This window comes from Streptomyces sp. NPDC001890, assembly GCF_042891445.1.
In the GTDB taxonomy this organism is placed as follows: Bacteria; Actinomycetota; Actinomycetes; order Streptomycetales; family Streptomycetaceae; genus Streptomyces.
This window is the reverse complement of the sequence record NZ_JBIATE010000002.1, coordinates 146,803-170,103: the sequence shown is the minus strand read 5'-3', so window position 1 is coordinate 170,103 and position 23,301 is coordinate 146,803. Positions and strand designations below refer to the sequence as shown.

The window sequence follows — 23,301 nt, the reverse complement described above, 5'->3', positions numbered from 1 at the left end:
TCAGGCGAGAAATCGGGGCACTTCAGCAATGGTCTGAACGGGTCCGGGGAGAGCCGGCCGGATCACTGGGATCCGGCCGGCCAACCCGTCAGACCTCTTCGACGCTGCTCGGCTCGCGCCGGGACAGGTCGATACCGAGCTCCTCCGCCGCGCGGAAGACGTCCTCGTCCGTGTCGCGCATCTCGATGGACATGCCGTCCGAGGACAGCACCTCCACGTTGAGGCAGAGCGACTGCATTTCCTTGATGAGCACCTTGAAGGACTCGGGGATGCCGGGCTCGGGGATGTTCTCGCCCTTGACGATGGCCTCGTAGACCTTCACGCGGCCGGTCACGTCGTCGGACTTGATCGTCAGGAGCTCCTGGAGGGCGTATGCGGCGCCGTATGCCTCAAGGGCCCACACCTCCATCTCACCGAATCGCTGACCACCGAACTGAGCCTTACCACCCAGCGGCTGCTGGGTGATCATGGAGTACGGACCCGTCGAACGAGCGTGCAGCTTGTCGTCGACGAGGTGGTGCAGCTTGAGGATGTACATGTAGCCGACCGAGACCGGGTCCGGGAACGGCTCGCCGGAGCGGCCGTCGAACAGCTTGGCCTTGCCGGAGGGCTGCACCAGGCGGTCGCCGTCGCGGTTCGGGATCGTGGCCTCGAAGAGACCGGAGATCTCGTCCTCGCGCGCACCGTCGAAGACGGGGGTGGCGACGTTGGTGCCGGGGGCGACCTGGTCGGCGCCGATGGCCTGCAGGCGCTTGGCCCACTCGTCACCGAGGCCGGAGACGTCCCAGCCGCGGCTGGCGAGCCAGCCGAGGTGGATCTCCAGGACCTGTCCCGGGTTCATTCGGGACGGGACACCCAGCGGGTTGAGGATGATGTCGACCGGGGTGCCGTCCTCCAGGAACGGCATGTCCTCGATCGGCAGGATCTTCGAGATGACGCCCTTGTTGCCGTGACGGCCGGCGAGCTTGTCACCGTCGGTGATCTTGCGCTTCTGCGCGACGTAGACGCGGACCAGCTGGTTCACGCCCGGCGGCAGCTCGTCGCCCTCTTCGCGGTCGAAGACGCGGACGCCGATGACCTTGCCGATCTCACCGTGCGGCACCTTCAGCGAGGTGTCGCGCACCTCGCGCGCCTTCTCACCGAAGATCGCGCGGAGCAGGCGCTCCTCGGGGGTCAGCTCGGTCTCACCCTTGGGCGTGACCTTGCCGACGAGGATGTCGCCGGCGACGACCTCGGCACCGATACGGATGATGCCGCGCTCGTCGAGGTCGGCGAGGACCTCCTCGGAGACGTTCGGGATGTCCCGGGTGATCTCCTCCGGGCCGAGCTTGGTGTCACGGGCGTCGACCTCGTGCTCCTCGATGTGGATCGAGGAGAGGACGTCGTCCTGCACGAGGCGCTGCGACAGGATGATCGCGTCCTCGTAGTTGTGACCCTCCCACGGCATGAACGCCACGAGCAGGTTCTTGCCGAGGGCCATCTCACCGTTCTCGGTGGCCGGACCGTCGGCGAGGACCTGGTCGGCGACGACCCGGTCGCCCTCGGAGACGACAACCTTCTGGTTGACCGAGGTGCCCTGGTTGGAGCGCATGAACTTGGCGATGCGGTACGTGGTGTACGTGCCGTCGTCGTTGGTCACGGTGATGTAGTCCGCGGAGACCTCCTGGACCACACCGTCCTTCTCGGCCTTGAGCACGTCGCCGGCGTCGGTGGCGCAGCGGTACTCCATGCCGGTGCCGACGAGCGGGGCCTCCGACTTAATCAGCGGCACCGCCTGACGCATCATGTTCGCGCCCATGAGGGCACGGTTGGCGTCGTCGTGCTCCAGGAAGGGGATCATCGCGGTCGCGACGGACACCATCTGGCGCGGCGAGACGTCCATGTAGTCGACGTCCGTGCCGGGCACGTAGTCGACCTCGCCGCCACGGCGGCGGACCAGCACGCGGTTCTCGACGAAGCGGAGCTCGTCGCTCAGCGGCGCGTTGGCCTGCGCGATGACGAAGCGGTCCTCCTCGTCGGCGGTCAGGTAGTCGACCTCGTCGGTGACCTGGCCCTCGACGACCTTGCGGTACGGGGTCTCGATGAAACCGAACGCGTTGATCCGGCCGTAGGAGGCCAGCGAGCCGATCAGACCGATGTTCGGGCCTTCGGGCGTCTCGATCGGGCACATGCGGCCGTAGTGCGAGGGGTGCACGTCACGGACTTCGAAGCCGGCCCGCTCACGGGAGAGACCACCCGGGCCCAGCGCGTTGAGACGACGCTTGTGCGTCAGGCCCGACAGCGGGTTGTTCTGGTCCATGAACTGGGACAGCTGGCTGGTGCCGAAGAACTCCTTGATGGAGGCGACGACCGGCCGGATGTTGATCAGGGTCTGCGGCGTGATCGCCTCGACGTCCTGGGTGGTCATGCGCTCGCGCACGACGCGCTCCATACGGGCGAGACCCGTACGGACCTGGTTCTGGATCAGCTCACCGACGTTACGGATACGACGGTTGCCGAAGTGGTCGATGTCGTCGGTCTCGACCATGATCGAGCGGCCGGACTCGCCGACCGTCTCGGTCTCACCGGCGTGCAGCTTGACCAGGTACTTGATCGTCGCGATGACGTCGTCGCTGGTGAGCACACCGGCGTCGAGCGGCTCGTCGGCGCCGAGCTTCTTGTTCACCTTGTAGCGGCCGACCTTCGCGAGGTCGTAGCGCTTCGGGTTGAAGTAGAGGTTCTCCAGCAGCGTCTGAGCGGCCTCACGGGTGGGCGGCTCGCCCGGACGCAGCTTGCGGTAGATGTCGAGCAGCGCGTCGTCCTGGCCCTGGGTGTGGTCCTTCTCCAGGGTGGCGCGCATGGACTCGTACTCGCCGAACTCCTCCAGGATCTGCTCGGTCGTCCAGCCGAGAGCCTTCAGGAGAACGGTGACGGACTGCTTGCGCTTGCGGTCGATGCGGACACCGACCATGTCGCGCTTGTCGATCTCCATCTCCAGCCAGGCACCCCGGGACGGGATGATCTTGGCGGAGAAGATGTCCTTGTCGGACGTCTTGTCGATGGAGGAGTCGAAGTAGACACCCGGCGAGCGGACCAGCTGCGACACGACGACACGCTCGGTGCCGTTGATGACGAAGGTGCCCTTGTTGGTCATGAGCGGGAAGTCGCCCATGAAGACCGTCTGGGACTTGATCTCGCCGGTCTCGTTGTTGGTGAACTCAGCGGTGACGAAGAGCGGGGCGGCGAACGTGAAGTCGCGCTCCTTGCACTCGTCGATCGAGTTCTTCGGGGGCTCGAAGCGGTGGTCGCGGAAAGTCAGCGACATCGACCCGGAGAAGTCCTCGATCGGCGAGATCTCCTCGAAGATCTCTTCCAGGCCGGACTTGGTCGGGACGTTCTGCCCACTGTCCAGAGCAGCCTCGACGCGAGCCTTCCATGCGGCATTGCCGAGGAGCCAGTCAAAGCTCTCGGTCTGCAGCGCGAGGAGGTTCGGAACCTCGAGGGGCTCCTTGATCTTTGCAAAGGAGATGCGCAGCGGGGCGGTGCTGGCACCGTTGTTCGTATTCGCGGTCGAGGCGTTGCGCGAGGCGGCCAAGAGGGGGTCCTTCCGAGGGCTCGGACTCACTACGCGCGTACCGGTCCCAAGCCGGACACAAAGACAGTCGGTTCCTGATCCGACCGAATAAGGCCAGGTCAGAGACGATCAGTCATCGGTGCTCAAGCGAGGGCATGCCCCTGGTGACGGGCAGGAGGCAGCTAACAGGCAGCGCAAAGGGTCAGTGTAGCCAAACGGCACACTGATGTCCAGTCGGGGTTCTCAGAGACCCACGTCGCTCTCAACAGCTGTTCTCAACACCTATGCGTAGACCCTGCGCGTGCTGCGCTCTTCTTTACTGCCCGCTTCGCCCACGATCCATGCCTCGGATTCGGATCGATGTGACGACGCGTCCTGAGAATTGCGCGCCGCGTGCGGTTCGTCAAGGCCCCCCTGCGGGGACAACGCCCCGAGGTCCGCACCCGACCGCCTCCCGGCGCCGGTCGGCCGCTCCGGAGAGGCAACGGCGAAGATCACCATACTCGTCGCCGCCGGAAGAGCAAGGCAGCCGCCTCGGGTACGCCGAAGGGCGACCACCCGGATGGGTGATCGCCCTTCGTGTGATGACGTCCGTGCCGTACGGCAGGAGGCGTCAGAAGGAGTCAGCAGACTCCCTGAGTCACTTGACCTCGACGGAAGCGCCGGCGGCCTTGAGGGACTCGGCAGCCTTCTCGGCGGCCTCCTTGGCGACCTTCTCGAGGACCGGCTTCGGGGTGCCGTCGACGAGGTCCTTGGCCTCCTTCAGACCCAGCGAGGTCAGCTCACGCACGACCTTGATGACCTGGATCTTCTTCTCGCCGGCGCCGGTGAGGATGACGTCGAACTCGTCCTTCTCCTCGACGGCCTCGGCAACGGCGCCCGGGCCGGCCGGACCGGCGACGGCGACGGCCGCGGCGGCGGTGACGTCGAACTTCTCCTCGAAGGCCTTCACGAACTCGGAGAGCTCGATGAGGGTCATCTCTTCGAACTGCGCGAGCAGGTCGTCCTGGGACAGCTTCGCCATGATGGCGTCCTTCCACTAATTCGGCAGGTGCCGGATGTACATGTAGGCGGGCGTACGTTCGGCCCGCTGCGACCGTCTCCCTAGTGGGCGACGATCATTGCGCGAGCCGAGTTACTCGGCACCGCCCTGCTCTTCGAGCTTGACGCGAAGCGCCTCCGCGGTGCGGACGAACTTCGACGGCAGCGCCTGGAAGAGCGAAGCAGCCTGAGACTGCTTGCCCTTGAAGGCACCGGCCAGCTTGCTGAGCAGAACCTCGCGGGACTCGAGGTCCGCAAGCTTCTTGATCTCATCGGCGGACAGCGCCTTGCCATCAAGGACACCGCCCTTGATGATCAGGTTCGGGTTCTCCTTGGCGAAGTCACGAAGACCCTTCGCCGACTCCACCGGGTCACCGGTGATGAAGGCAACCGCCGTCGGACCAGTGAACTGGTCGTCCAGCGAAGTGATCCCGGCCTCGTTGGCCGCAATCTTGGTCAGCGTGTTCTTCACCACGGCGTACTGGGCGTTCTCACCGAGCGAACGACGCAGCGTCTTGAGCTGCGCCACGGTGAGACCCCGGTACTCGGTCAGCACAGCGGCGTTCGAGCTGCGGAACTGGTCCGCGAGCTCGGCTACCGCGGCAGCCTTGTCGGGCCTTGCCATGAGCGTCGGCCTCCTTCCGGGTGATGAGGACCGCTCAGAAGGGGCCGGGAAAGACGAAACGCCCCGGCGCAGGCGCCAGGGCGTAGCTCGACCGAACAAATCCGGGAGCTTTCCACAGTCACCTGCGCAGGTCGCCCGTAGTCAACGGATCCTTCGGTCGCTGTTCCCTCTTGCGAGAGCGCAGCAACGACCAGCGGTCTTTGGCTTCTGTAGGAGAGTACGCGACCGGAGTCGCGCCGAGCAAATCCGTCCCGCCCGGGGCGGCACGGGAGGTTCAGGACGCGCCCGAACCCGCCCCCTGCTGCTGCTTGAGGAGCTCGGCGAAGTCCACCGTGTCGGCGGCCGGCGGCTGCTCGACGGAGACCTTCGTCCCGTAGTCGCTGTAGTACACCGTGGAGTTGAGCTCCCCGGTCTTCATCTGGCCGCGCTCGCTCTTCTTGACCAGCAGGTCGTTGTCGTCGACCCAGATGTCGACCGTCTCCGTGGTGATGCCGGCGTCGCTCAGCTGCTTCTTCAGCTGCTCCAGCTGGTCCGCGTCGAGCTCGGAGTTCTTCGCGGTCAGAGCGGCGACGTCGACGGTCCCGGAGTAGTGCGTGGTGGAGACGCCGCGGACGTCCTCCTTGCCCACCTTCTTCACGTCCCCGGAGGCCAGCAGCGACTTCACGCCCTGGTCGGGGGTGGTGTTCTGCATCTGCTGCTTCATCGCCTCGCCGGAGGCGCCCGCCATCTTGGCGAGGTCGGCGTAGCCGTAGTAGATCCAGTGCTTGCCGCCGGTCTGCTTCGCGAAGCCGTCGCCCATGTTGACGACGTAGCCGTCCTTGAAGTAGCGGGCCTGCATCGTGCCGGTGCCACCGGACTGCTTCATGGCGTCCGCCATGCTGCCGCCGGTGTACGTGATCTCCATGGCGCCGGTGAGACCGTCGGTCCAGTCGATGGAGCCGCTCTGCTCCATGGACATCGTGCTGCCCATCTGCGTGGTGCCCTCGACCTTCGCCGAGCTCTCCCCACCGGTCTTCTTCTCGACGGCGCGCAGCGCGGCTATCGGGTCGGCCTTGACGACGCCGCTGCCCTGCTTGTCGGTCTTGCCGCTGTCCGATCCGCTGCAGGCCGCGACCGACGTCAGCGCCGCCGCCGCTGCCACCGACAGACACACGCGTCGCACGGTACTGGTCCTCATGTCAGCTTCCACCCCTCGTTCGGCTCTGTCGGGGCCTCACGCTAACGCACAGGTCCGACACAGCCTCCGGCAATACGGATACAAGGACGGGCCCCGCACCTCGAAAGGTTGCGGGGCCCGTCAATGTCACACGTGACGCGGCTTGCTGCCGAGCGCTGGGGCTCAGACGGCGGCCGGGTCCTCCTCGACGAGGAGGTTACGGGTGCGGTTGGCGTCCAGCGGGATGCCGGGGCCCATCGTGGTGGCCAGGGTGGCCTTCTTGATGTAACGGCCCTTGGCGGCGGACGGCTTCAGACGGAGGATCTCCTCCAGCGCCGCTGCGTAGTTCTCCACCAGCTTGGTGTCGTCGAACGAGACCTTGCCGATGATGAAGTGCAGGTTCGAGTGCTTGTCGACGCGGAACTCGATCTTGCCGCCCTTGATGTCGTTGACAGCCTTCGCGACATCGGGGGTGACGGTGCCGGTCTTCGGGTTCGGCATCAGACCACGCGGACCGAGCACCCGGCCGAGGCGGCCGACCTTGCCCATGAGGTCCGGGGTGGCGACGACGGCGTCGAAGTCCAGACGGCCCTTCGCCACCTCGTCGATGAGCTCGTCGGCGCCGACGATGTCGGCGCCCGCGGCTTCCGCGGCCGCAGCACGGTCACCGGTCGCGAAGACCAGGACCCGGGCGGTCTTGCCGGTGCCGTGCGGGAGGTTCACGGTGCCACGGACCATCTGGTCGGCCTTGCGCGGGTCGACACCCAGGCAGAACGCGACCTCGACGGTGCCGTCGAACTTGGTGGAGGCGGTGTCCTTGGCGAGACGGACGGCTTCGAGCGGCGCGTAGTTGCGCGACCGGTCGACCTTGGCGTCCGCAGCGCGGAGGTTCTTGCTGCGCTTCACTTCTACTCCTGTTGGTTTCAGGGTGTGGAGTCGTGGTGCGGGCCAGCGCTTGGCCCTACCACTGGGGATGTGAGGGGCTGAATCAGCCTTCGACCGTGATGCCCATGGAACGGGCGGTGCCAGCGATGATCTTCGACGCGGCGTCGAGGTCGTTGGCGTTCAGGTCGGGGAGCTTCGTCGTGGCGATCTCACGGACCTGGGCAGCCGTCAGCTTGGCGACCTTGGTCTTGTGCGGCTCGCCGGAGCCCTTCTCCACGCCCGCAGCCTTGAGGATCAGCTTCGCGGCCGGCGGAGTCTTGGTCACGAAGGTGAAGGAACGGTCCTCGTAGACCGTGATCTCCACCGGCACGACCATGCCACGCTGCGACTCGGTCGCGGCGTTGTAGGCCTTGCAGAATTCCATGATGTTGACGCCGTGCTGGCCGAGCGCGGGGCCGACCGGCGGGGCCGGGTTGGCCGCACCAGCGTTGATCTGGAGCTTGATAAGCCCCGTGACCTTCTTCTTCTTGGGAGGCATTGCTCTCTCCGGGTCCTAGTGAGAGTTGTTTCGCCGCCTTCCGGTCATCCGGATGGAGGCATACCGCACAACGATAACGGGTATAGCTGCGCGACCAAAAACCGAGCAGGTCAGACGGGCTTCTCAGCCGGTCTGACCTGCTCGGTAGGCATGTGTCCAGAAACTGGCGGAAAGCCGCTAGTTCTTCTGGATCTGGTCGAAGCTGAGCTCGACCGGGGTCTCGCGGCCGAAGATCTCCACGAGGCCCTTGACCTTCTTCGAGTCGGCGTTGATCTCGTTGATCGTCGCCTGCAGCGTCGCGAACGGGCCGTCGGTGACGGTGACCGAGTCGCCGACCTCGAAGTCGAGCACCTGGACCTCGACCTTGCGGGCCGGAGCCGGCTTGCCCTCGGCCTCGGCGGCCTCGCGGGCGGCCTTCTCCTCGGCCTCCGGGGCGAGCATCTTGACGATCTCGTCCAGGGTCAGCGGGTACGGGTCGTAGGCGTTGCCCACGAAGCCGGTGACGCCGGGGGTGTTGCGGACGACGCCCCAGGACTCGTTCGTCAGGTCCATGCGCACCAGGACGTAACCCGGGAGCTTGTTCTGGCGGACGTTCTTGCGCTCGCCGTTCTTGATCTGGACGATCTCTTCCTCGGGCACTTCGGCCTGGTAGATGAAGTCCTCGACGTTGAGCGAGACGGCGCGCTGCTCCAGGTTGGCCTTCACGCGCTTCTCGTAACCGGCGTACGTGTGGATGACGTACCACTCGCCGGGAAGGCCGCGCAGCTCGTCGCGCAGGGCGGTGACGGCGTCGACGGGCTCGGCCGGCTCGGCCTCTTCCTCGTCTTCCTCGCCGTCCTCGTCGCTCTCGGATTCGGCGTCGGCCTCCGCGGCCTCTTCCTCGTCCTCTTCGTCCTCGACGTGCAGGGCGGCCTGCTCGGCGGGCTCACCCGCGTCGGCGTCGGCAGCTTCGGCCTGGTCCGGCTCCTCGGCGTCCGCCGCCTCGACGATGTCGAGCTCGTCCTCGGCGGACTCGAAGGCGCCCGCCGTCGGCTCGTCGGCGTCGTTCAGGTTCGGGTCAGACACGGTGGCTGCTTCTTCCTGGTTACAAATGGGTGGAACATGCGAAAGGGGCGCCCATGAGGCGCCCTCCGCGGGATCAGCCGAAGACGTACTTGATGACCCGCTGGAATCCGAAGTCAATCACGGTAACCAGACCGATCATGACGACGACGAAGACAATCACCACACTGGTGTATGTCGTCAGCTGACTGCGGGTCGGCCAGACGACCTTGCGCAGCTCGGCGACGATCTGGCGGTAGAACAGCGCGAGGCGGCCCAGAGGGCCCTTCTTTCCGCGCTTGCCGCCCTTCCGGGTCTTCTTCTTCGACTCGGGTACTTCATCCTCGGCATCAGGCATGTCGATGGAGCCCACGGCGTCCGTCACGCTTCTCACCTGATTCCGGGTCATGGCCGTGCCGCGCCCGGTGGAGCCGCACGGCGGTGCATAGAAGTACGTACATGCGCACACATCCTGGCGAAGGAGTGTGTAGCAGGGCCGGAGGGACTTGAACCCCCAACCGCTGGTTTTGGAGACCAGTGCTCTACCAATTGAGCTACGACCCTTTGTGGTTTCCACCAACCTACCGCATCTCCCTGGATGGTCCAGGTGCAGGAACGGCGCGGCTGGTGAAGGCCAACGACAGGTGAGTGTACGTGTTCAGCGGCCCGGCGTCGAACAGATAGCTCCCGACCGCTCCTGATCGCATGTTGTCCGCATGCTGTCCGAGTCGTGTCCGGTCCCTGAAACCGCTGTGCCGACTGGGATCACGGTCTGGAACCATGGGGGCCATGAGCGCTGCAACTTCCCCCTCCGAGCGCCGGGTCTCCGCCCGCATCGGTGCGATCTCCGAATCCGCCACCCTCGCCGTCGACGCCAAGGCCAAGGCCCTCAAGGCCGCCGGCCGTCCGGTGATCGGCTTCGGTGCCGGTGAGCCCGACTTCCCCACCCCCGGCTACATCGTCGACGCCGCGGTCGAGGCCTGCCGCAACCCGAAGTACCACCGCTACACCCCGGCAGGCGGGCTCCCGGAGCTCAAGGCCGCCATCGCGGAGAAGACGCTGCGCGACTCCGGCTACGAGGTCGACGCCTCGCAGATCCTGGTGACCAACGGCGGCAAGCAGGCCATCTACGAGGCGTTCGCCGCGATCCTCGACCCGGGCGACGAGGTCATCGTCCCCGCCCCGTACTGGACCACCTACCCCGAGTCGATCCGGCTGGCCGGCGGTGTCCCGGTGGAGGTCGTGGCCGACGAGACCACCGGTTACCGGGTCTCCGTCGAGCAGCTGGAGGCGGCGCGCACCGAGCGCACGAAGGTCGTCCTGTTCGTCTCGCCCTCGAACCCGACCGGTGCCGTGTACAGCGAGGCCGACGCCGAGGCGATCGGCCGCTGGGCCGTCGAGCACGGCCTGTGGGTGCTGACCGACGAGATCTACGAGCACCTGGTCTACGGCGACGCGAAGTTCACCTCGCTGCCCGCGATCGTGCCCGAGCTGCGTGACAAGTGCATCGTGGTCAACGGCGTCGCCAAGACGTACGCGATGACCGGCTGGCGGGTGGGCTGGATCGTCGGCCCGAAGGACGTCGTCAAGGCCGCGACCAACCTCCAGTCGCACGCCACGTCCAACGTCTCCAACGTGGCCCAGGTCGCCGCGCTGGCCGCCGTCTCCGGGAACCTGGACGCGGTCGCCGAGATGCGTACCGCCTTCGACCGGCGCCGGCAGACCATCGTCCGGATGCTGAACGAGATCGACGGGGTGCTGTGCCCGGAGCCCGAGGGCGCGTTCTACGCGTACCCCTCGGTGAAGGAGCTGCTCGGCAAGGAGATCCGCGGCAAGCGCCCGGCCACCTCGGTCGAGCTGGCGGCGCTGATCCTGGACGAGGCCGAGGTCGCGGTCGTACCGGGCGAGGCCTTCGGTACGCCGGGCTACCTCCGTCTGTCGTACGCGCTGGGCGACGAGGACCTCGTCGAGGGCGTGTCGCGGCTCCAGAAGCTGCTGGGCGAGGCCAAGGCCTAGCAGTTGCCGAATGAGTGACCGGCCCCCGGCTCCCGCCGGGGGCCGCTTGCTTGTTCGAGGGGCAATCCGATGGGGAAAGCGGCTACCGCTGAGCCCCGGATGTGCGGCAGGATCTTGGGATGGAGCGTGATGTACGGCTGTTGCCCAAGGCCCACCTGCACCTGCATTTCACCGGGTCGATGCGGCCGACGACCCTGCTCGAACTCGCCGACAAGTACGGCGTGCGTCTGCCGGACGCCCTGACCAGTGGCGAACCGCCCAGTCTGCGGGCCACGGACGAGCGCGGATGGTTCCGCTTCCAGCGGCTCTACGACATCGCCCGGTCCTGTCTCAGGGCCCCCGAGGACATTCAGCGGCTGGTCCGCGAGACGGCCCAGGAGGACGTCGCGGACGGCTCCGGCTGGCTGGAGATCCAGGTCGACCCCACCTCGTACGCCCCGCTGCTCGGCGGGCTCATCCCGGCGATCGAGATCATCCTGGACGCGGTGGACGGCGCGTCGCGCGAGACGGGGCTGCCGATCCGGGTGGTGATCGCGGCGAACCGGATGAAGCATCCGCTGGACGCCCGGACGCTCGCCCGGCTCGCGGTGCGGTACGCGGACCGGGGCGTGGTCGGATTCGGGCTCTCCAACGACGAGCGCCGCGGGATGGCCCGGGACTTCGACCGGGCCTTCGCCATCGCCCGCGAGGGCGGCCTGCTGGCGGCGCCGCACGGCGGTGAGCTGTCCGGCCCCGCCAGCGTGCGGGACTGCCTGGACGATCTCGACGCGGCCCGGATCGGGCACGGCGTCCGGGCCGCCGAGGACCCCCGGCTGCTGCGCAGGCTGGCCGAGCGCCAGGTGACCTGCGAGGTCTGCCCGGCGTCGAACGTGGCGCTGGGCGTCTACGAGAAGCCCGCCGACGTACCCCTGCGCCAACTGTTCGAGGCCGGGGTGCCGATGGCGCTGGGTGCGGACGATCCGCTCCTCTTCGGTTCGCGGCTGGCGGCGCAGTACGACCTCGTGCGGCGCCATCACGCGTTCACGGACGAGGAACTGGCCGAACTGGCCCGGCAGTCGGTACGGGGCTCCGCCGCGCCGGCCCCGGTGCGGGACCGGCTCCTGACGGGCGTCGACGACTGGCTGGCCAAGCCCGCGGGGTAGCGCGGGCGGGTCCGGGTTACGCGCCGATGCCCCGCATCAGCGTCCTCGCCAGGGAGGCGGCGAACTCGTCGAGGGGCTGCGGCGGCTCTCCGTCCGCCGTGGCCTCGTAGGCGAAGGCCCGCTGGGCGCAGGCTCCCAGCAGCAGCGACGCGGCCGCGTAGGTGTCCGCGTCGGCCCGGAGTCGGCCGGCGGCCTGTTCGGAGCGCAGATAGGCATCCAGGCCCCTGATGGGCATGTGCGGGCCGGTGCCGAGCTCCCGCATCGCGTCGTCGTGGCGCGCCTTGAGCCTGGGCTCGGCGTACAGCGAGGCGGCAATCGGGAAGACCTGCTGGTAGAAGAGCGCGGCCCGACGGGCGATCTCGGTGAGGTTCTGCTCGACGGTCCGCTCCCCCGGGCCCTGGGCCGCGCCGAGCTGCTTCAGCAGCGGGTCGATCCTGGGCAGCCGTTCCTTGAGCACGGTGACGAACAGCTCTTCCTTGCTCGCGAAGTGCTTGTAGAGCGCGGCCTCGGAGCAGCCCGCGGCTCTGGCGATCTCCTTGGTGGTGGCGCGGGCCAGGCCGATGGTGAGCATCAGCTGATGGGCGGCGTCGACGATACGGACGCGGGCCGGCTTCTGCTCCATGCGCACTCCAACGAAGCTTGACGAGGTGGTGAGTATCCACTCACTCTATGGGTGAGTGAATACTTACCCACCCTGGGAGGGTGTGCAATGAGGATCACGGTGTTCGGCGCCACGGGCGGCGTCGGTCAGGAGATCGTCCGCCAGGCGCTCGCGGCGGGCCACGAGGTGACGGCGGTGGTGCGCGACCCGGCGCGGCTGCCCGTCCCGCTCTCCGACGTGCGGGTGCACACGGTCGCGCGCATGGACGAGCCGGAGGCGCTGCGCGAGGCGGTCGCGGGCCGGGACGCGGTGCTCTCCGCGCTCGGCTCGCGCGGCCGGAAGGCGGACGGGGTCGCCGAGCGGCTCACCGGATCGGTGCTGGCGGCGATGGAGGCGGAGGGGGTACGGCGGCTGCTGGTGGTCAGCGCGGCCCCGGTCGGCCCGCGGCCGGCCGACGACCCGCTCCTGGACCGGCTGGTCCGCAAGGTGGTCGGGGCGGTCCTCAAGGAGGTCTACGCGGACCTGACGCTGATGGAGGCCGCGCTGGCCCGCAGCGCGACGGACTGGACGTCCGTACGGCCGCCGAAGCTCACCGACGGGCCGCTGACGGGGAAGTACCGGACCGCCGTCGGCGGCACCCCGCGCAGCGGCCGGACCATCGCGCGGGCCGACGTGGCCCACGCGATGCTGGCGCTGATCGACGACCCGGCGTCGATGAAGCAGGGCGTCGGCGTGGCGTACTGAGCGGGACGGCCCTCAGAGGCTCACGCCGACCGTCACCGGCTCGTTGACGAGCGTGACGCCGAACGCCTCGCGGACCCCGGCGACGACCTCGCGGGCGAGTGCGACGAGGTCCTCGGTGGTCGCCTCGCCGCGGTTGGTGAGGGCGAGGGTGTGCTTGGTGGAGATACGGGCCGGCCCCGTGCCGTACCCCTTGGTGAATCCGGCCTTGTCGATGAGCCAGGCAGCGGAGGTCTTGACCCGTCCCCCGTCCGCGGGGAAGGCGGGGGGCGTCGTCTCCGGGCCGAGCCGGTCCTTGGCGCGGGCGAGGAACGCCTCGTACTCCGCCTCCTCCAGGATCGGGTTGGTGAAGAACGAGCCGGCCGACCAGGTGTCGTGGTCCGCCGGGTCGAGCACCATGCCCTTGCCTGCGCGGAGCCCGAGCACGGTCTCGCGGGCGGCCGCCGCGGGCACCCGCTCGCCCTGTTCGACGCCCATGGCGCGGGCCGTCTCGGCGTACCGCAGCGGCGCGGACAGACCGCCCGCGTCCTCCAGCTCGAAGCGGACACGCAGCACCACGAAACGATCGGGTTCGGCCTTGAAACGACTGTGCCGGTACGAGAACGCGCACTCGGCGTTCGGGATGGTGACCGTTTCCTCGGTGCGCCGGTCGTAGGCGACGACCTCCGTGATGGTGGAGGAGACCTCCTGGCCGTACGCGCCGACGTTCTGGATCGGCGTCGCACCGGCGGAGCCCGGGATGCCGGCCAGGCACTCGATGCCCGCGAGGCCGGCCTCGACGGTACGGGCCACGGCGTCCGTCCAGATCTCGCCGGCGGCAAGCTCCAGCGTCGTTCCGTCCAGTGCGAAGCCCTCGGTCGCGATGCGCAGGGCGGTGCCTTCGAAGCCCTTGTCGCCGATGACCAGATTGCTGCCGCCGCCGATGACGAGGAGCGGGGTGCCGCGCCTGTCGGCCTCGCGCACGGCTTCGATCACCTCGGCGTCGGTCGTCGCCGTGAGGAGGCGGGTGGCGGGGCCGCCCAGCCGGAAGGTGGTCAGGGGGGCGAGGGGGGCGTCGTGGAGTTCCTGCACGGGGACAAGGGTACGGTCCGCGCCCCCACCGCTCGGGCGGGGCACGGACCGTACGGGCGAAGCCGGGTTCGGGCGGCGGCGTGGGCGAGCCGCTCGGCCGCCCAGGGCGCCGGGGCCGGGGTACGGCGGCGGCCCGGGATCGGCAGGGCGACGAGGGCCGCCGGCGCCACCGCTGCGGAGCCGATCCACACCGCCGGAACGGTCCCGTCGGTGAAGGACTGCGCGGATTCGAAGCCGCCCCGCCGCGCGGTACGGCCTCAGCCGAGCCGCACCACGGCGCGGGACATGCCCAGCACCTTCTTGCCCTCGTTCATGGCCGTCAGGTCCACCCGCACCTGCTTGTCGTCCAGCAGGGCGGCCACCTTGGCGCTGACCTCGATCAGGGCGCCGTCCTCGTCGTTCGGCACGACGACCGGCTTGGTGAACCGCACGCCGTACTCGACGACCGCTCCCGGGTCGCCGACCCAGTCCGTGACCACCCGGATCGCCTCGGCCATGGTGAACATGCCGTGCGCGATCACATCCGGCAGCCCGACCTCGCGGGCGAACTTCTCGTTCCAGTGGATCGGGTTGAAGTCGCCGGAGGCGCCCGCGTACTGCACCAGCGTCGCCCGGGTCACCGGGAAGGACTGCGCCGGCAGCTCCGTACCGACCTCGACCGACTCGTATGCGATCTTCGCCGTCATCACGCCTCCTCGGCGGCGCGCGCCACCAACTTCGTCCACGCGGTCACGACGTGCTCACCGGACTCGTCGTGGACCTCGCCACGGACGTCCAGGATGTCGTTGCCCGCCAAGGACTTGATGGCCTCGATCGTCGAGGTGACCGTCAGCCGGTCCCCCGCCCGTACGGGACGCACGTAGGCGAACTTCTGGTCGCCGTGCACCACCCGGCTGTAGTCCAGGCCCAGCTGCGGGTCGTGGATCACCTGCCCGGCCGCCTTGAACGTGATGGAGAAGACGAACGTCGGCGGCGCGATCACATCGCTGTGGCCGAGCGCCTTGGCGGCCTCGGGGTCGACGTACGCCGGATTCGCGTCGCCCACCGCCTCGGCGAACTCGCGGATCTTCTCCCGGCCGACCTCGTACGGCGGGGTGGGCGGATAGGTCCGCCCCACGAAGGACTGGTCGAGCGCCATGAGCTCGCTACCTCCTGATGAAAGATGAACAGGCCGAAGAAATGATGAACAGGCCGAAGGACAGCCTTCATACAACGACACGAGGCCGCCCCCAATGGGGACGGCCTCGTGTACGAGCCTGTTTCAGCGCGTTTCGCGGTGCGCAGTGTGCGAGTTGCAGCGCGGGCAGTGCTTCTTCATCTCAAGACGGTCCGGGTTGTTACGCCGGTTCTTCTTGGTGATGTAGTTCCGCTCCTTGCACTCCACGCAGGCCAGCGTGATCTTCGGGCGGACGTCGGTGGCAGCCACGTGAGTGCTCCTTGGACGGACGGATGGACGGATGAACGCAAAAAAGAGTAGCCGATCGAAGGACCGACCCCACAATCGGCTACCGTAAGTAGCGGTGACCGGACTTGAACCGGTGACACAGCGATTATGAGCCGCTTGCTCTACCGACTGAGCTACACCGCTTTGATGAATGAGTCCCCCCGCCGAAGCGGGGTTTCCCGATCACCAGAGCCCCAATGCGGAATCGAACCGCAGACCTTCTCCTTACCATGGAGACGCTCTACCGACTGAGCTATTGGGGCGAGCGATGAAGACATTACACGGTCTCTCGCCGATCGCCCAAATCCGTTTCGGGGCCCCCTCCGGAACCCTTGATCGACGCCCCGCCGATCCCTTGGCCGACAGCCTCCGAAACCGCCCGCCGGCCGCCTGAGCAGCGCCTCGGTCTCCCCGCGGGGCACCGCCGTCACGGTCGTACGCACACGCCCCACGCACCCCCAGGGCCACACCGGTACGACTATTTCGCTCCTCCTCGAACCGGGCCGAACACGCCCCTAGGCTCGACTCACTCTGCGTGATCTTGTCCCCATTCCCAGGAGCGCGATGCCCGACAGCCAGCCGTGGCAGCCGGACGACCCCGCCGCCGACGCGGCCGATGCGACCGGCAGCCCCGACATCGCCGCCCCGGCCGGGACCGGCCTGGTGCTCTGCGGGGCCCGGCTCACCGACGGCCGCGTCGTGGACGTACGGCTCGGCGGCGGCCGCATCGAGGCCGTCGGCACGGCGGGCAGCCTGACCGCACCCGGCCCCCGGCTGGACCTGCGCGGCTACCTGCTGCTCCCCGCCCCCGCCGAACCCCACACCCACAGCGACACCGCGCTCACCGCCGACGGGGCGGGCCCCGGCGTCCCGGGACCGGCGTCGCACCGCCCGGAGGACATCCGGCGCCGTGCCACCGAGGCCGCCCTGCTGCAGCTCGGCCACGGCGCCACGGCACTGCGCTCGCACGTGCGGATCGGAGACGTCCAGGGCCTCGCCCCGCTCGAAGCCGTACTGCAGGCGCGCCGTTCGCTGCGCGGGCTGACCGAGCTGACCCCCGTCGCCGTGCCCCGGCTGCTCACCGGCGTCGCGGGCGCCGGCAACCTGGCCATGCTGCGCGACGCGGTGAAGATGGGGGCCGGCGCGGTCGGCGGCTGTCCGGACCTCGATCCGGACCCGACGGGGTACGCGGAGGCGGTGCTGGAGGTCGCCGCCGAGCAGGGCTGCCCCGTCGACCTGCACACGGACGGCGACGATCCGGCCCGGCTCGGCCGGCTGGCCGCCATGGCCGGAGGGCTGCGGACCGGTGTCTCCCTCGGCCCGTGCGCGGGCCTCTCCCGGCTTCCCGCGCAGGCCGCGGGCCGCGCGGCCGACCAGCTGGCCGCGGCCGGTGTGACGGTGATCTGCCTCCCCCAGGGCGGCTGCTGCGGCGTGGAGGGCCGGGGCACCGCCCCCGTACGGCTGCTGCGGGCGGCCGGCGTGCGGGTCGCGGCGGGCAGCGGGGCGCTGCGGGACGTCGCGAACCCCGTGGGCCGCGGTGATCCGCTGGAGGCCGCCTACCTGCTGGCCTCGCAGCACGGACTGCCGGCCGCGGAGGCGTACGAGGCGGTCTCCTCGGCGGCCAGGACGGTGCTGGGGCTGCCCGGGGTCAGGGTCGAGGCGGGCTTCCCGGCCGAGCTGCTCGCCGTGCGCGGGGAGCAGCTGGAGGGGGTGCTGTCGCTGGCCTACAGCCGGGTCGTGGTGCATCGCGGCCGGGTGGTGGCACGGACGAGCGCGGTGCGCGAGTACTGCGACTCCGAGACCGTCGTCGCCCTCGGTCTGCCCCGCCAGGGGAGGCCGGATTCCGGTTCCTGCGGCGGGCCCTGAGCGCGGCGGGCCGTCGCGGCGTACGGTCGAAACCATGCGCATTGTCATCGCAGGTGGACATGGTCAGATCGCGCTGCGGCTGGAGCGGTTGCTCGCCGCGCGCGGGGACGAGGCGGTGGGCGTCATCCGCAATCCGGACCAGGGCAAGGACCTCCGGGCCGTGGGCGCGGAGCCGGTGGTCCTGGATCTCGAATCCGCCTCCGTGCAGGAGGTGGCCCAGGTGCTGCGCGGTGCCGACGCGGCGGTCTTCGCGGCCGGCGCGGGCCCGGACAGCGGTGCGGAACGCAAGGAGACGGTGGATCGCGGGGCGGCGGTGCTCTTCGCCGACGCCGCCGAACTGGCGGGCGTACGGCGCCATGTCGTGGTCTCGTCGATGGGCGCCGACCCCGATCACCCGGGCGACGAGGTCTTCGACGCGTATCTGCGGGCCAAGGGGGCGGCGGACGCGTACGTGCGCTCCAGGACCGGGCTCGACTGGACGATCCTGCGCCCCGGCATGCTGACGAACGACGCGGGCACGGGGGCGGTCCTCCTGACCGCGTCGACCGGCCGCGGTCCGGTGCCGCGCGACGACGTGGCGGCGGCGCTGCTGGAGCTGCTGGAGACCCCGGCGACGGCGGGGCTGACGCTGGAGCTCATCTCGGGGAACGTGCCGGTGTCGGTCGCGGTGAAGGACATCGCGGGCAACTGAACCCGCGGGCGGGGAGCGGGGTGCGGCGCTCAGGCCTGCGGCGCTCAGGCGCGCGGTGCCGGTCGGACGGTGATGCCGTGGCGTTCCAGCAGCGCGGCGGTGACGCCGTCGCCCTCGCGGAGCTTGCCGGTGAACGTACCGTCGTAGACCGCTCCGCGCCCGCAGGACGGGCTGCGCGCCATCAGCAGCGCCTCGGCGCATCCGGCCCGGCGCGCGGCCTCCAACGCCCGTTCCGCGCCGTCCACGAACTCCTCCGTCACGTCGTGTCCGGTGTCGTCGACGACCCGGGCGCGGCCGTCCAGCACGTCATGGCCGTCACCGCCGACGATCTCGGCGGGGCGGCGCGGGGTGGGGAGTCCGGCGGAGACCTCGGGGCAGAAGGCCACGGGGCGGCGGCCGCCGATGGCCGCGGCCACCTCGGCGGAGGCCTTGCCGCGGCCGTCGAAGCGGCAGGGCACACCCTGCAGGCAGGCGCTGACCAGTACGGATTCCATGTCAGGACCCCTCGCGGCAGAAGCGACAGAAGACGCGCAGCAAAGCACACGCGGCAGAGCACGCGCGGCAGAAACAAAGAAGGCCCCTGTCTGAGACAGGGGCCTTACCTTGTGGCGGCGCCAGGGTTCGAACCTGGGTAGGCTGAGCCGGCAGATTTACAGTCTGCTCCCTTTGGCCACTCGGGCACACCGCCGGGGATTGCTGCCGTGAGAACCGCTTTTCGGCGGTGCTCCCTGGCAACGACGTAAACGATACCCGATGCCCGGGGGTGCTTCGCCACCGGATTGATCAGCGGCCCGATCGGGCGCGGGTGGCCAAGGGCTGTCCCGTAATCCCTGGTGGATCAGCGTGCGGCGTCGGACGCGGTGCATCGCAAGGCGGAGGGACGCCCGAATACTGGATGTATTCGGGCGTTCCGACAACGCGGCGAGGTGCCGTGGCCGTCGTCGCACGCCCGCCAGGGATTACGGGACAGCCCTTAGGCTTTGATCGGCGCCGCGGGGCCGGAAGGCCCGCCGCCGCCCTGTGCACCCCCGTTTCCGCATCCCCGATACAAGGAGCCACACGTCATGGCCGACTCCAGTTTCGACATCGTCTCGAAGGTCGAGCGGCAGGAGGTCGACAACGCCCTCAACCAGGCCGCCAAGGAAATCTCGCAGCGTTACGACTTCAAGGGCACCAACGCCTCGATCTCCTGGTCCGGCGAGAAGATCCTGATGGAGGCGAACGGCGAGGAGCGGGTCAAGGCGATCCTCGACATCTTCCAGTCCAAGCTGATCAAGCGGGGCATCTCGCTGAAGTCGCTGGACGCGGGCGAGCCGCAGCTGTCCGGCAAGGAGTACAAGCTCTTCGCCACGATCGAGGAGGGCATCTCCCAGGAGAACGCCAAGAAGGTGGCGAAGATCATTCGCGACGAGGGCCCGAAGGGCGTCAAGGCGCAGGTCCAGGGCGACGAGCTGCGGGTCAGCTCGAAGAGCCGGGACGACCTGCAGGCCGTGCAGGCGCTGCTGAAGGGCCAGGACTTCGACTTCGCCGTGCAGTTCGTGAACTACCGGTAGGTCCCGCCCTTCGCCGGAGTGCGGAGCGGGACGCACCGCTCCGCACCCGGGGTGCGATGTCCGAAAACCGCCGGTCACGGCGGATCGGGGAACGCAGACTTGTCCATGTCGGGCGACGATCCGGTCGCATCCCGGCATGACATGCAGGAAAGGGACGCGTCATGACCATGTACGCAACGGTCGACAGCCCGCTGGGTGAACTGCTGCTGGTCGGCGAGGAGACCACCGGCGGGGTGGCGCTCGCCTCGCTCTCGCTGCCCGGCCAGAAGGGCGCCGCGGTCGTCCGGGACGGATGGGTCCGCGCACCGGAGGCGTTCGCGGGGATCGCCGCTCAGCTGCGGGAGTACTTCGCGGGCCGGCGGACCCGCTTCGACATCGTGTACGCGGACGGCGTGGGCACCGACTTCCAGCGCCGGGTGTGGACCGCCCTGGACGCCGTCCCCTACGGCAGGACCGTGTCGTACGGACAGATCGCCGAACGCATCGGCACTCCGGGAGCGGGCGTGCGCGCCGTGGGGACGGCGATCGGGCGCAATCCGCTGCTGGTCGTGCGGCCGTGCCACCGGGTGATCGGCTCGGACGGGGCGCTGCGGGGTTACGCGGGCGGCCTGGAGCGCAAGGAGCGCCTCCTGCGGCTGGAAGGCGCCCTGGCGGTGCGCTGAGATGTCCGGACTCTTCCCCAGACCCCGTGCCGTCGTCGCGCCGGGGGCGGTGCACGTGCCCGAGTGGCTGTCGCCGGAGCGGCAGCGTGAGTTGGTGGCGGCCTGCCGGGAATGGGCGCGCGGGCCGGTGCCGCTGCGGCACACGGTCCTGCCGGGCGGCGGGGTGATGTCCGTGCAGACGGTCTGCGTGGGGTGGCACTGGCAGCCGTACCGGTATTCGCGCACGGCCGACGACGTGAACGGGGCGCGGGTGGCCGGCTTTCCCGAATGGCTGGCCGAGTTGGGGCGGGAGGCGCTGGTCGCGGCGTACGGGGACGAGAGCCCGGTACGGACGTACGCGCCGGACACCGCGCTCATCAACTTCTACGACGCGGCGGCGCGCATGGGCATGCACCAGGACAAGGAGGAGCGGTCCGGCGCTCCGGTGGTGTCGCTCAGCATCGGCGACACCTGTGTCTTCCGCTTCGGTAACACGGAGAACCGTGGAAGGCCCTACACGGATGTGGAGTTGGCCTCCGGTGATCTGTTCGTCTTCGGCGGGCCCTCGCGTTTCGCCTTCCACGGCGTGCCGAAGATCTGGCCCGGTACTGCCGATCCCGCGACGGGGATGAGCCGCGGCCGGCTCAATCTGACCCTGCGCGAGACCGGGTTGGGCACCTCCGGCACGGACGGGCGTCAGCGGCGTTCGCGGGAGTTCCCGAACAGCAGCCGGTAGGCGATCAGCAGGACCAGCGATCCGCCGATGGCGGCGATCCAAGTGGCCAGGTCGAAGAAGTCGTTGGTAATGGGGCGGTCGAGGAAGCGCGACGATATCCAGCCGCCGAGGAAGGCACCGATGATCCCTATGAGGGTGGTGCCGATCAGGCCGCCCGGGTCACGGCCCGGGAGCAGGATCTTGGCGATGACTCCGGCCGCCAGTCCGAGAATGATCCATCCGATAATGCTCATGCGTGCGAACCTACCCGTCACTCGTTCCTGGAATCCAAGACGTTCGCGCCGGTCAGGCGGTTGCCCGCGCGGCCTGTGAGCGGGCTGTGAACGGGCTGCGAGCAACTGCTCGGTGCCGTTCCTGCGTTCATGGTGAATGACGGCACCGACAACCGGGCGGGGCGGTGGGGCCGTGGGGCCGCGGAGGCCGTGGGGCGGCGGGCGGTCACTCCACGGGCCCGCTCCGGCTGCTCTCCCCCGTGACCAGGGCTGATACTGACCATGCAGAGCGACGACGGGCAACCCCCGGAAGGCGAGTGACCATGAAGCTCATACAGCTGATCCTGAACATCCTGTGGGTGGTGTTCTGCGGGTTCTGGATGGCCCTCGGGTACCTCGTCGCCGCGATCATCTGCTTCGTGCTGATCGTGACGATTCCGTTCGGCATCGCTTCCCTGCGGATCGCCGGCTACGTGCTGTGGCCGTTCGGGCGGACGACCGTGGAGCGGCCCGACGCGGGGGCGCCCTCCTTCGTCGGCAATGTGATCTGGCTCGTCTTCGCCGGGTGGTGGCTCGCGCTGGGGCACCTGATCACCAGCATCCCGCTGTTCGTGTCGATCATCGGGATCCCCTTCGGCTGGGCGAACCTGAAGATGATCCCGATCTCGCTCATGCCGCTGGGCCGTGAGGTCGTCCCGAGCGACGAGGCCTTCGGAGCCCGCTGAGCCTCCGTCGCGCAGCGGGAACGAACGGCCCCAGAGGCGGGAACGAACGGCCTCAGGAGCGGGGACGGGCGACCCCGGGGGCGGAGACGGGCGGCCTCAGGAGCGGGGGCCGGCCATCTGCTCCAGCCGGGCGATGCGCTCCGCCATGGGCGGATGGGTCGAGAACAGCTTGGACATGCCCTGGCCGGGGCGGAACGGATTCGCGATCATCATGTGGCTCGCGGTCTCGATCCTCGGCTCCGGGGGCAGCGGCAGCTGTTTCGTTCCTGCGTCGAGTTTGCGCAGGGCACTGGCCAGGGCCAGCGGGTCGCCGGTCAGCTGGGCACCGGAGGCGTCCGCCTCGTACTCGCGGGAGCGGCTGACGGCCAGCTGGATGACGGAGGCCGCGATCGGGCCGAGGATCATGATCATCAGCATCCCGAAGATGCCCGGTCCGTCGTCGTCGTTGGACCGGCCGACCGGGATCAGCCAGGCGAAGTTGACCAGGAACATGACGACGGAGGCGAGCGCCCCGGCGACGGACGAGATCAGGATGTCCCGGTTGTAGACATGGCTCAGCTCGTGTCCCAGTACGCCGCGCAGCTCCCGCTCGTCCAGGATCTGCAGGATGCCCTCGGTGCAGCAGACCGCCGCGTTGCGCGGGTTGCGGCCGGTGGCGAAGGCGTTGGGGGCCTGCGTCGGGGAGATGTAGAGCCGGGGCATGGGCTGGCGGGCGGCGGTGGAGAGCTCGCGGACCATGCGGTAGAGCTGTGGCGCCTCGAATTCGCTGACGGGGCGGGCCCGCATGGCCCGGAGCGCCAGCTTGTCGCTGTTCCAGTACGCGTAGGCGTTCGTACCGACGGCTACGAAGAGCGCGACGATCAGGCCCGTACGTCCGAAGAAGCTTCCGATGACGATGATGAGTGCGGACAGGCCCCCGAGGAGTACGGCGGTTCTCAGCCCGTTGTGCCGGCGGTGCACGGTACGCCCTCCAAGTGGTGCGGCAGGGGAACCCTTTGCTTGGTGGTCTCCACTCCCCCAGTG

25 protein-coding genes and 4 tRNA genes are annotated in these 23,301 nt (G+C 69.0%); 9 read left to right on the top strand and 20 right to left on the bottom strand.

Annotation, left to right across the window (positions count from 1 at the left end; genetic code table 11):
* Positions 1-88 precede the first annotated feature (88 nt).
* From rpoB to ACFYY1_RS06825, 9 genes are all read right to left on the bottom strand, one after another.
* Complete coding sequence (gene rpoB, locus ACFYY1_RS06865; RefSeq protein WP_266730405.1) at positions 89-3,574, bottom strand: DNA-directed RNA polymerase subunit beta; 3,486 nt, start codon at positions 3,572-3,574, stop codon at positions 89-91.
* 619 nt (positions 3,575-4,193) lie between these two features.
* The gene (gene rplL / locus ACFYY1_RS06860; RefSeq protein ID WP_114246089.1) at positions 4,194-4,577 is read right to left on the bottom strand and encodes a 50S ribosomal protein L7/L12; all 384 of its coding nucleotides are present in this window, start codon (positions 4,575-4,577) and stop codon (positions 4,194-4,196) included.
* Between the two features lie 111 nt (positions 4,578-4,688).
* Positions 4,689-5,219: a 50S ribosomal protein L10 gene (gene rplJ / locus ACFYY1_RS06855; protein ID WP_093540771.1), complete on the bottom strand. Its 531-nt coding sequence runs from the start codon at positions 5,217-5,219 to the stop codon at positions 4,689-4,691.
* Between the two features lie 274 nt (positions 5,220-5,493).
* The gene (locus ACFYY1_RS06850; protein WP_388581875.1) at positions 5,494-6,396 is read right to left on the bottom strand and encodes a hypothetical protein; all 903 of its coding nucleotides are present in this window, start codon (positions 6,394-6,396) and stop codon (positions 5,494-5,496) included.
* A 162-nt stretch (positions 6,397-6,558) separates the two neighbouring features.
* Positions 6,559-7,281 (bottom strand): 50S ribosomal protein L1, encoded by a 723-nt coding sequence (gene rplA, locus ACFYY1_RS06845; protein WP_072485562.1) that lies wholly within the window; start codon positions 7,279-7,281, stop codon positions 6,559-6,561.
* Positions 7,282-7,363: 82 nt separating this feature from the next.
* Positions 7,364-7,798, bottom strand: coding sequence for a 50S ribosomal protein L11 (gene rplK, locus ACFYY1_RS06840; protein ID WP_006126872.1), 435 nt, complete (start codon positions 7,796-7,798; stop codon positions 7,364-7,366).
* Positions 7,799-7,975: 177 nt separating this feature from the next.
* Positions 7,976-8,863: a transcription termination/antitermination protein NusG gene (gene nusG, locus ACFYY1_RS06835; RefSeq protein WP_388581871.1), complete on the bottom strand. Its 888-nt coding sequence runs from the start codon at positions 8,861-8,863 to the stop codon at positions 7,976-7,978.
* Between the two features lie 73 nt (positions 8,864-8,936).
* On the bottom strand, positions 8,937-9,224 hold the full coding sequence (gene secE / locus ACFYY1_RS06830) for a preprotein translocase subunit SecE (protein ID WP_072485564.1): 288 nt from the start codon (positions 9,222-9,224) through the stop codon (positions 8,937-8,939).
* Positions 9,225-9,330: 106 nt separating this feature from the next.
* Positions 9,331-9,403 (bottom strand) — tRNA-Trp (locus ACFYY1_RS06825).
* Between the two features lie 225 nt (positions 9,404-9,628).
* On the opposite strand from ACFYY1_RS06825, the gene ACFYY1_RS06820 reads away from it, so the two are divergent.
* Together ACFYY1_RS06820 and ACFYY1_RS06815 are read left to right on the top strand one after the other, a co-directional pair.
* Positions 9,629-10,855, top strand: a complete 1,227-nt coding sequence (locus tag ACFYY1_RS06820; protein WP_388581867.1) for a pyridoxal phosphate-dependent aminotransferase — start codon at positions 9,629-9,631, stop codon at positions 10,853-10,855.
* Between the two features lie 119 nt (positions 10,856-10,974).
* A complete protein-coding gene (locus ACFYY1_RS06815) occupies positions 10,975-11,997 on the top strand; it encodes an adenosine deaminase (protein ID WP_388581864.1) in 1,023 nt (340 codons plus the stop codon).
* Between the two features lie 16 nt (positions 11,998-12,013).
* Here ACFYY1_RS06815 and ACFYY1_RS06810 read toward each other — a convergent pair whose 3' ends face one another.
* Complete coding sequence (locus ACFYY1_RS06810; protein WP_388581862.1) at positions 12,014-12,619, bottom strand: TetR/AcrR family transcriptional regulator; 606 nt, start codon at positions 12,617-12,619, stop codon at positions 12,014-12,016.
* 87 nt (positions 12,620-12,706) lie between these two features.
* Here ACFYY1_RS06810 and ACFYY1_RS06805 point away from each other — a divergent pair, with 87 nt between their 5' ends.
* Positions 12,707-13,342, top strand: coding sequence for an NAD(P)-dependent oxidoreductase (locus ACFYY1_RS06805; protein ID WP_388581859.1), 636 nt, complete (start codon positions 12,707-12,709; stop codon positions 13,340-13,342).
* A 12-nt stretch (positions 13,343-13,354) separates the two neighbouring features.
* Here the strand turns inward: ACFYY1_RS06805 and ACFYY1_RS06800 are convergent, their stop codons facing one another.
* From ACFYY1_RS06800 to ACFYY1_RS06775, 6 genes are all read right to left on the bottom strand, one after another.
* Complete coding sequence (locus ACFYY1_RS06800; RefSeq protein WP_388581857.1) at positions 13,355-14,410, bottom strand: UDP-N-acetylmuramate dehydrogenase; 1,056 nt, start codon at positions 14,408-14,410, stop codon at positions 13,355-13,357.
* Between the two features lie 257 nt (positions 14,411-14,667).
* Entirely contained in the window at positions 14,668-15,096 is a 429-nt protein-coding gene (locus tag ACFYY1_RS06795; RefSeq protein WP_266730417.1) for a MaoC family dehydratase, read from the bottom strand.
* Positions 15,096-15,548, bottom strand: a complete 453-nt coding sequence (locus ACFYY1_RS06790; RefSeq protein ID WP_326767196.1) for a MaoC family dehydratase N-terminal domain-containing protein — start codon at positions 15,546-15,548, stop codon at positions 15,096-15,098. Before ACFYY1_RS06790 ends, ACFYY1_RS06795 begins: the two co-directional genes overlap by 1 nt.
* A gap of 123 nt (positions 15,549-15,671) precedes the next feature.
* Complete coding sequence (gene rpmG / locus ACFYY1_RS06785; RefSeq protein ID WP_003956487.1) at positions 15,672-15,836, bottom strand: 50S ribosomal protein L33; 165 nt, start codon at positions 15,834-15,836, stop codon at positions 15,672-15,674.
* A gap of 89 nt (positions 15,837-15,925) precedes the next feature.
* Positions 15,926-15,998 (bottom strand) — tRNA-Met (locus ACFYY1_RS06780).
* Positions 15,999-16,044: 46 nt separating this feature from the next.
* Positions 16,045-16,117 (bottom strand) — tRNA-Thr (locus tag ACFYY1_RS06775).
* A gap of 301 nt (positions 16,118-16,418) precedes the next feature.
* Here ACFYY1_RS06775 and ACFYY1_RS06770 point away from each other — a divergent pair.
* The gene (locus tag ACFYY1_RS06770) at positions 16,419-17,720 is read left to right on the top strand and encodes an amidohydrolase family protein (protein ID WP_388581854.1); all 1,302 of its coding nucleotides are present in this window, start codon (positions 16,419-16,421) and stop codon (positions 17,718-17,720) included.
* A gap of 34 nt (positions 17,721-17,754) precedes the next feature.
* Complete coding sequence (locus ACFYY1_RS06765) at positions 17,755-18,411, top strand: SDR family oxidoreductase (RefSeq protein ID WP_388581851.1); 657 nt, start codon at positions 17,755-17,757, stop codon at positions 18,409-18,411.
* Positions 18,412-18,455: 44 nt separating this feature from the next.
* On the opposite strand, the gene ACFYY1_RS06760 is transcribed toward ACFYY1_RS06765, so the two are convergent.
* Positions 18,456-18,905 (bottom strand): DUF523 domain-containing protein, encoded by a 450-nt coding sequence (locus ACFYY1_RS06760; RefSeq protein ID WP_388581848.1) that lies wholly within the window; start codon positions 18,903-18,905, stop codon positions 18,456-18,458.
* A 112-nt stretch (positions 18,906-19,017) separates the two neighbouring features.
* A tRNA-Tyr gene (locus ACFYY1_RS06755) sits at positions 19,018-19,099 on the bottom strand.
* Positions 19,100-19,475: 376 nt separating this feature from the next.
* Between ACFYY1_RS06755 and ACFYY1_RS06750 the strand changes: the two genes are divergently transcribed.
* From ACFYY1_RS06750 to ACFYY1_RS06740, 3 genes are all read left to right on the top strand, one after another.
* A complete protein-coding gene (locus tag ACFYY1_RS06750; RefSeq protein ID WP_388581846.1) occupies positions 19,476-19,964 on the top strand; it encodes a YajQ family cyclic di-GMP-binding protein in 489 nt (162 codons plus the stop codon).
* Between the two features lie 161 nt (positions 19,965-20,125).
* The gene (locus ACFYY1_RS06745) at positions 20,126-20,626 is read left to right on the top strand and encodes a methylated-DNA--[protein]-cysteine S-methyltransferase (RefSeq protein WP_388581843.1); all 501 of its coding nucleotides are present in this window, start codon (positions 20,126-20,128) and stop codon (positions 20,624-20,626) included.
* A 1-nt stretch (position 20,627) separates the two neighbouring features.
* A complete protein-coding gene (locus ACFYY1_RS06740; protein ID WP_388581841.1) occupies positions 20,628-21,341 on the top strand; it encodes an alpha-ketoglutarate-dependent dioxygenase AlkB family protein in 714 nt (237 codons plus the stop codon).
* Here ACFYY1_RS06740 and ACFYY1_RS06735 read toward each other — a convergent pair.
* Positions 21,302-21,574, bottom strand: a complete 273-nt coding sequence (locus ACFYY1_RS06735) for a GlsB/YeaQ/YmgE family stress response membrane protein (protein WP_376625427.1) — start codon at positions 21,572-21,574, stop codon at positions 21,302-21,304. The two genes, ACFYY1_RS06740 and ACFYY1_RS06735, sit on opposite strands and share 40 nt — an antisense overlap.
* Before the next feature lie 302 nt (positions 21,575-21,876).
* On the opposite strand from ACFYY1_RS06735, the gene ACFYY1_RS06730 reads away from it, so the two are divergent.
* Positions 21,877-22,278, top strand: a complete 402-nt coding sequence (locus tag ACFYY1_RS06730; RefSeq protein WP_388581837.1) for a YccF domain-containing protein — start codon at positions 21,877-21,879, stop codon at positions 22,276-22,278.
* 96 nt (positions 22,279-22,374) lie between these two features.
* Here the strand turns inward: ACFYY1_RS06730 and htpX are convergent, their stop codons facing one another.
* Positions 22,375-23,238 carry a zinc metalloprotease HtpX gene (htpX, locus tag ACFYY1_RS06725; RefSeq protein WP_376625429.1) on the bottom strand — a complete coding sequence of 288 codons (864 nt, stop codon included), beginning with the start codon at positions 23,236-23,238 and terminating at the stop codon, positions 22,375-22,377.
* Positions 23,239-23,301 lie beyond the last annotated feature (63 nt).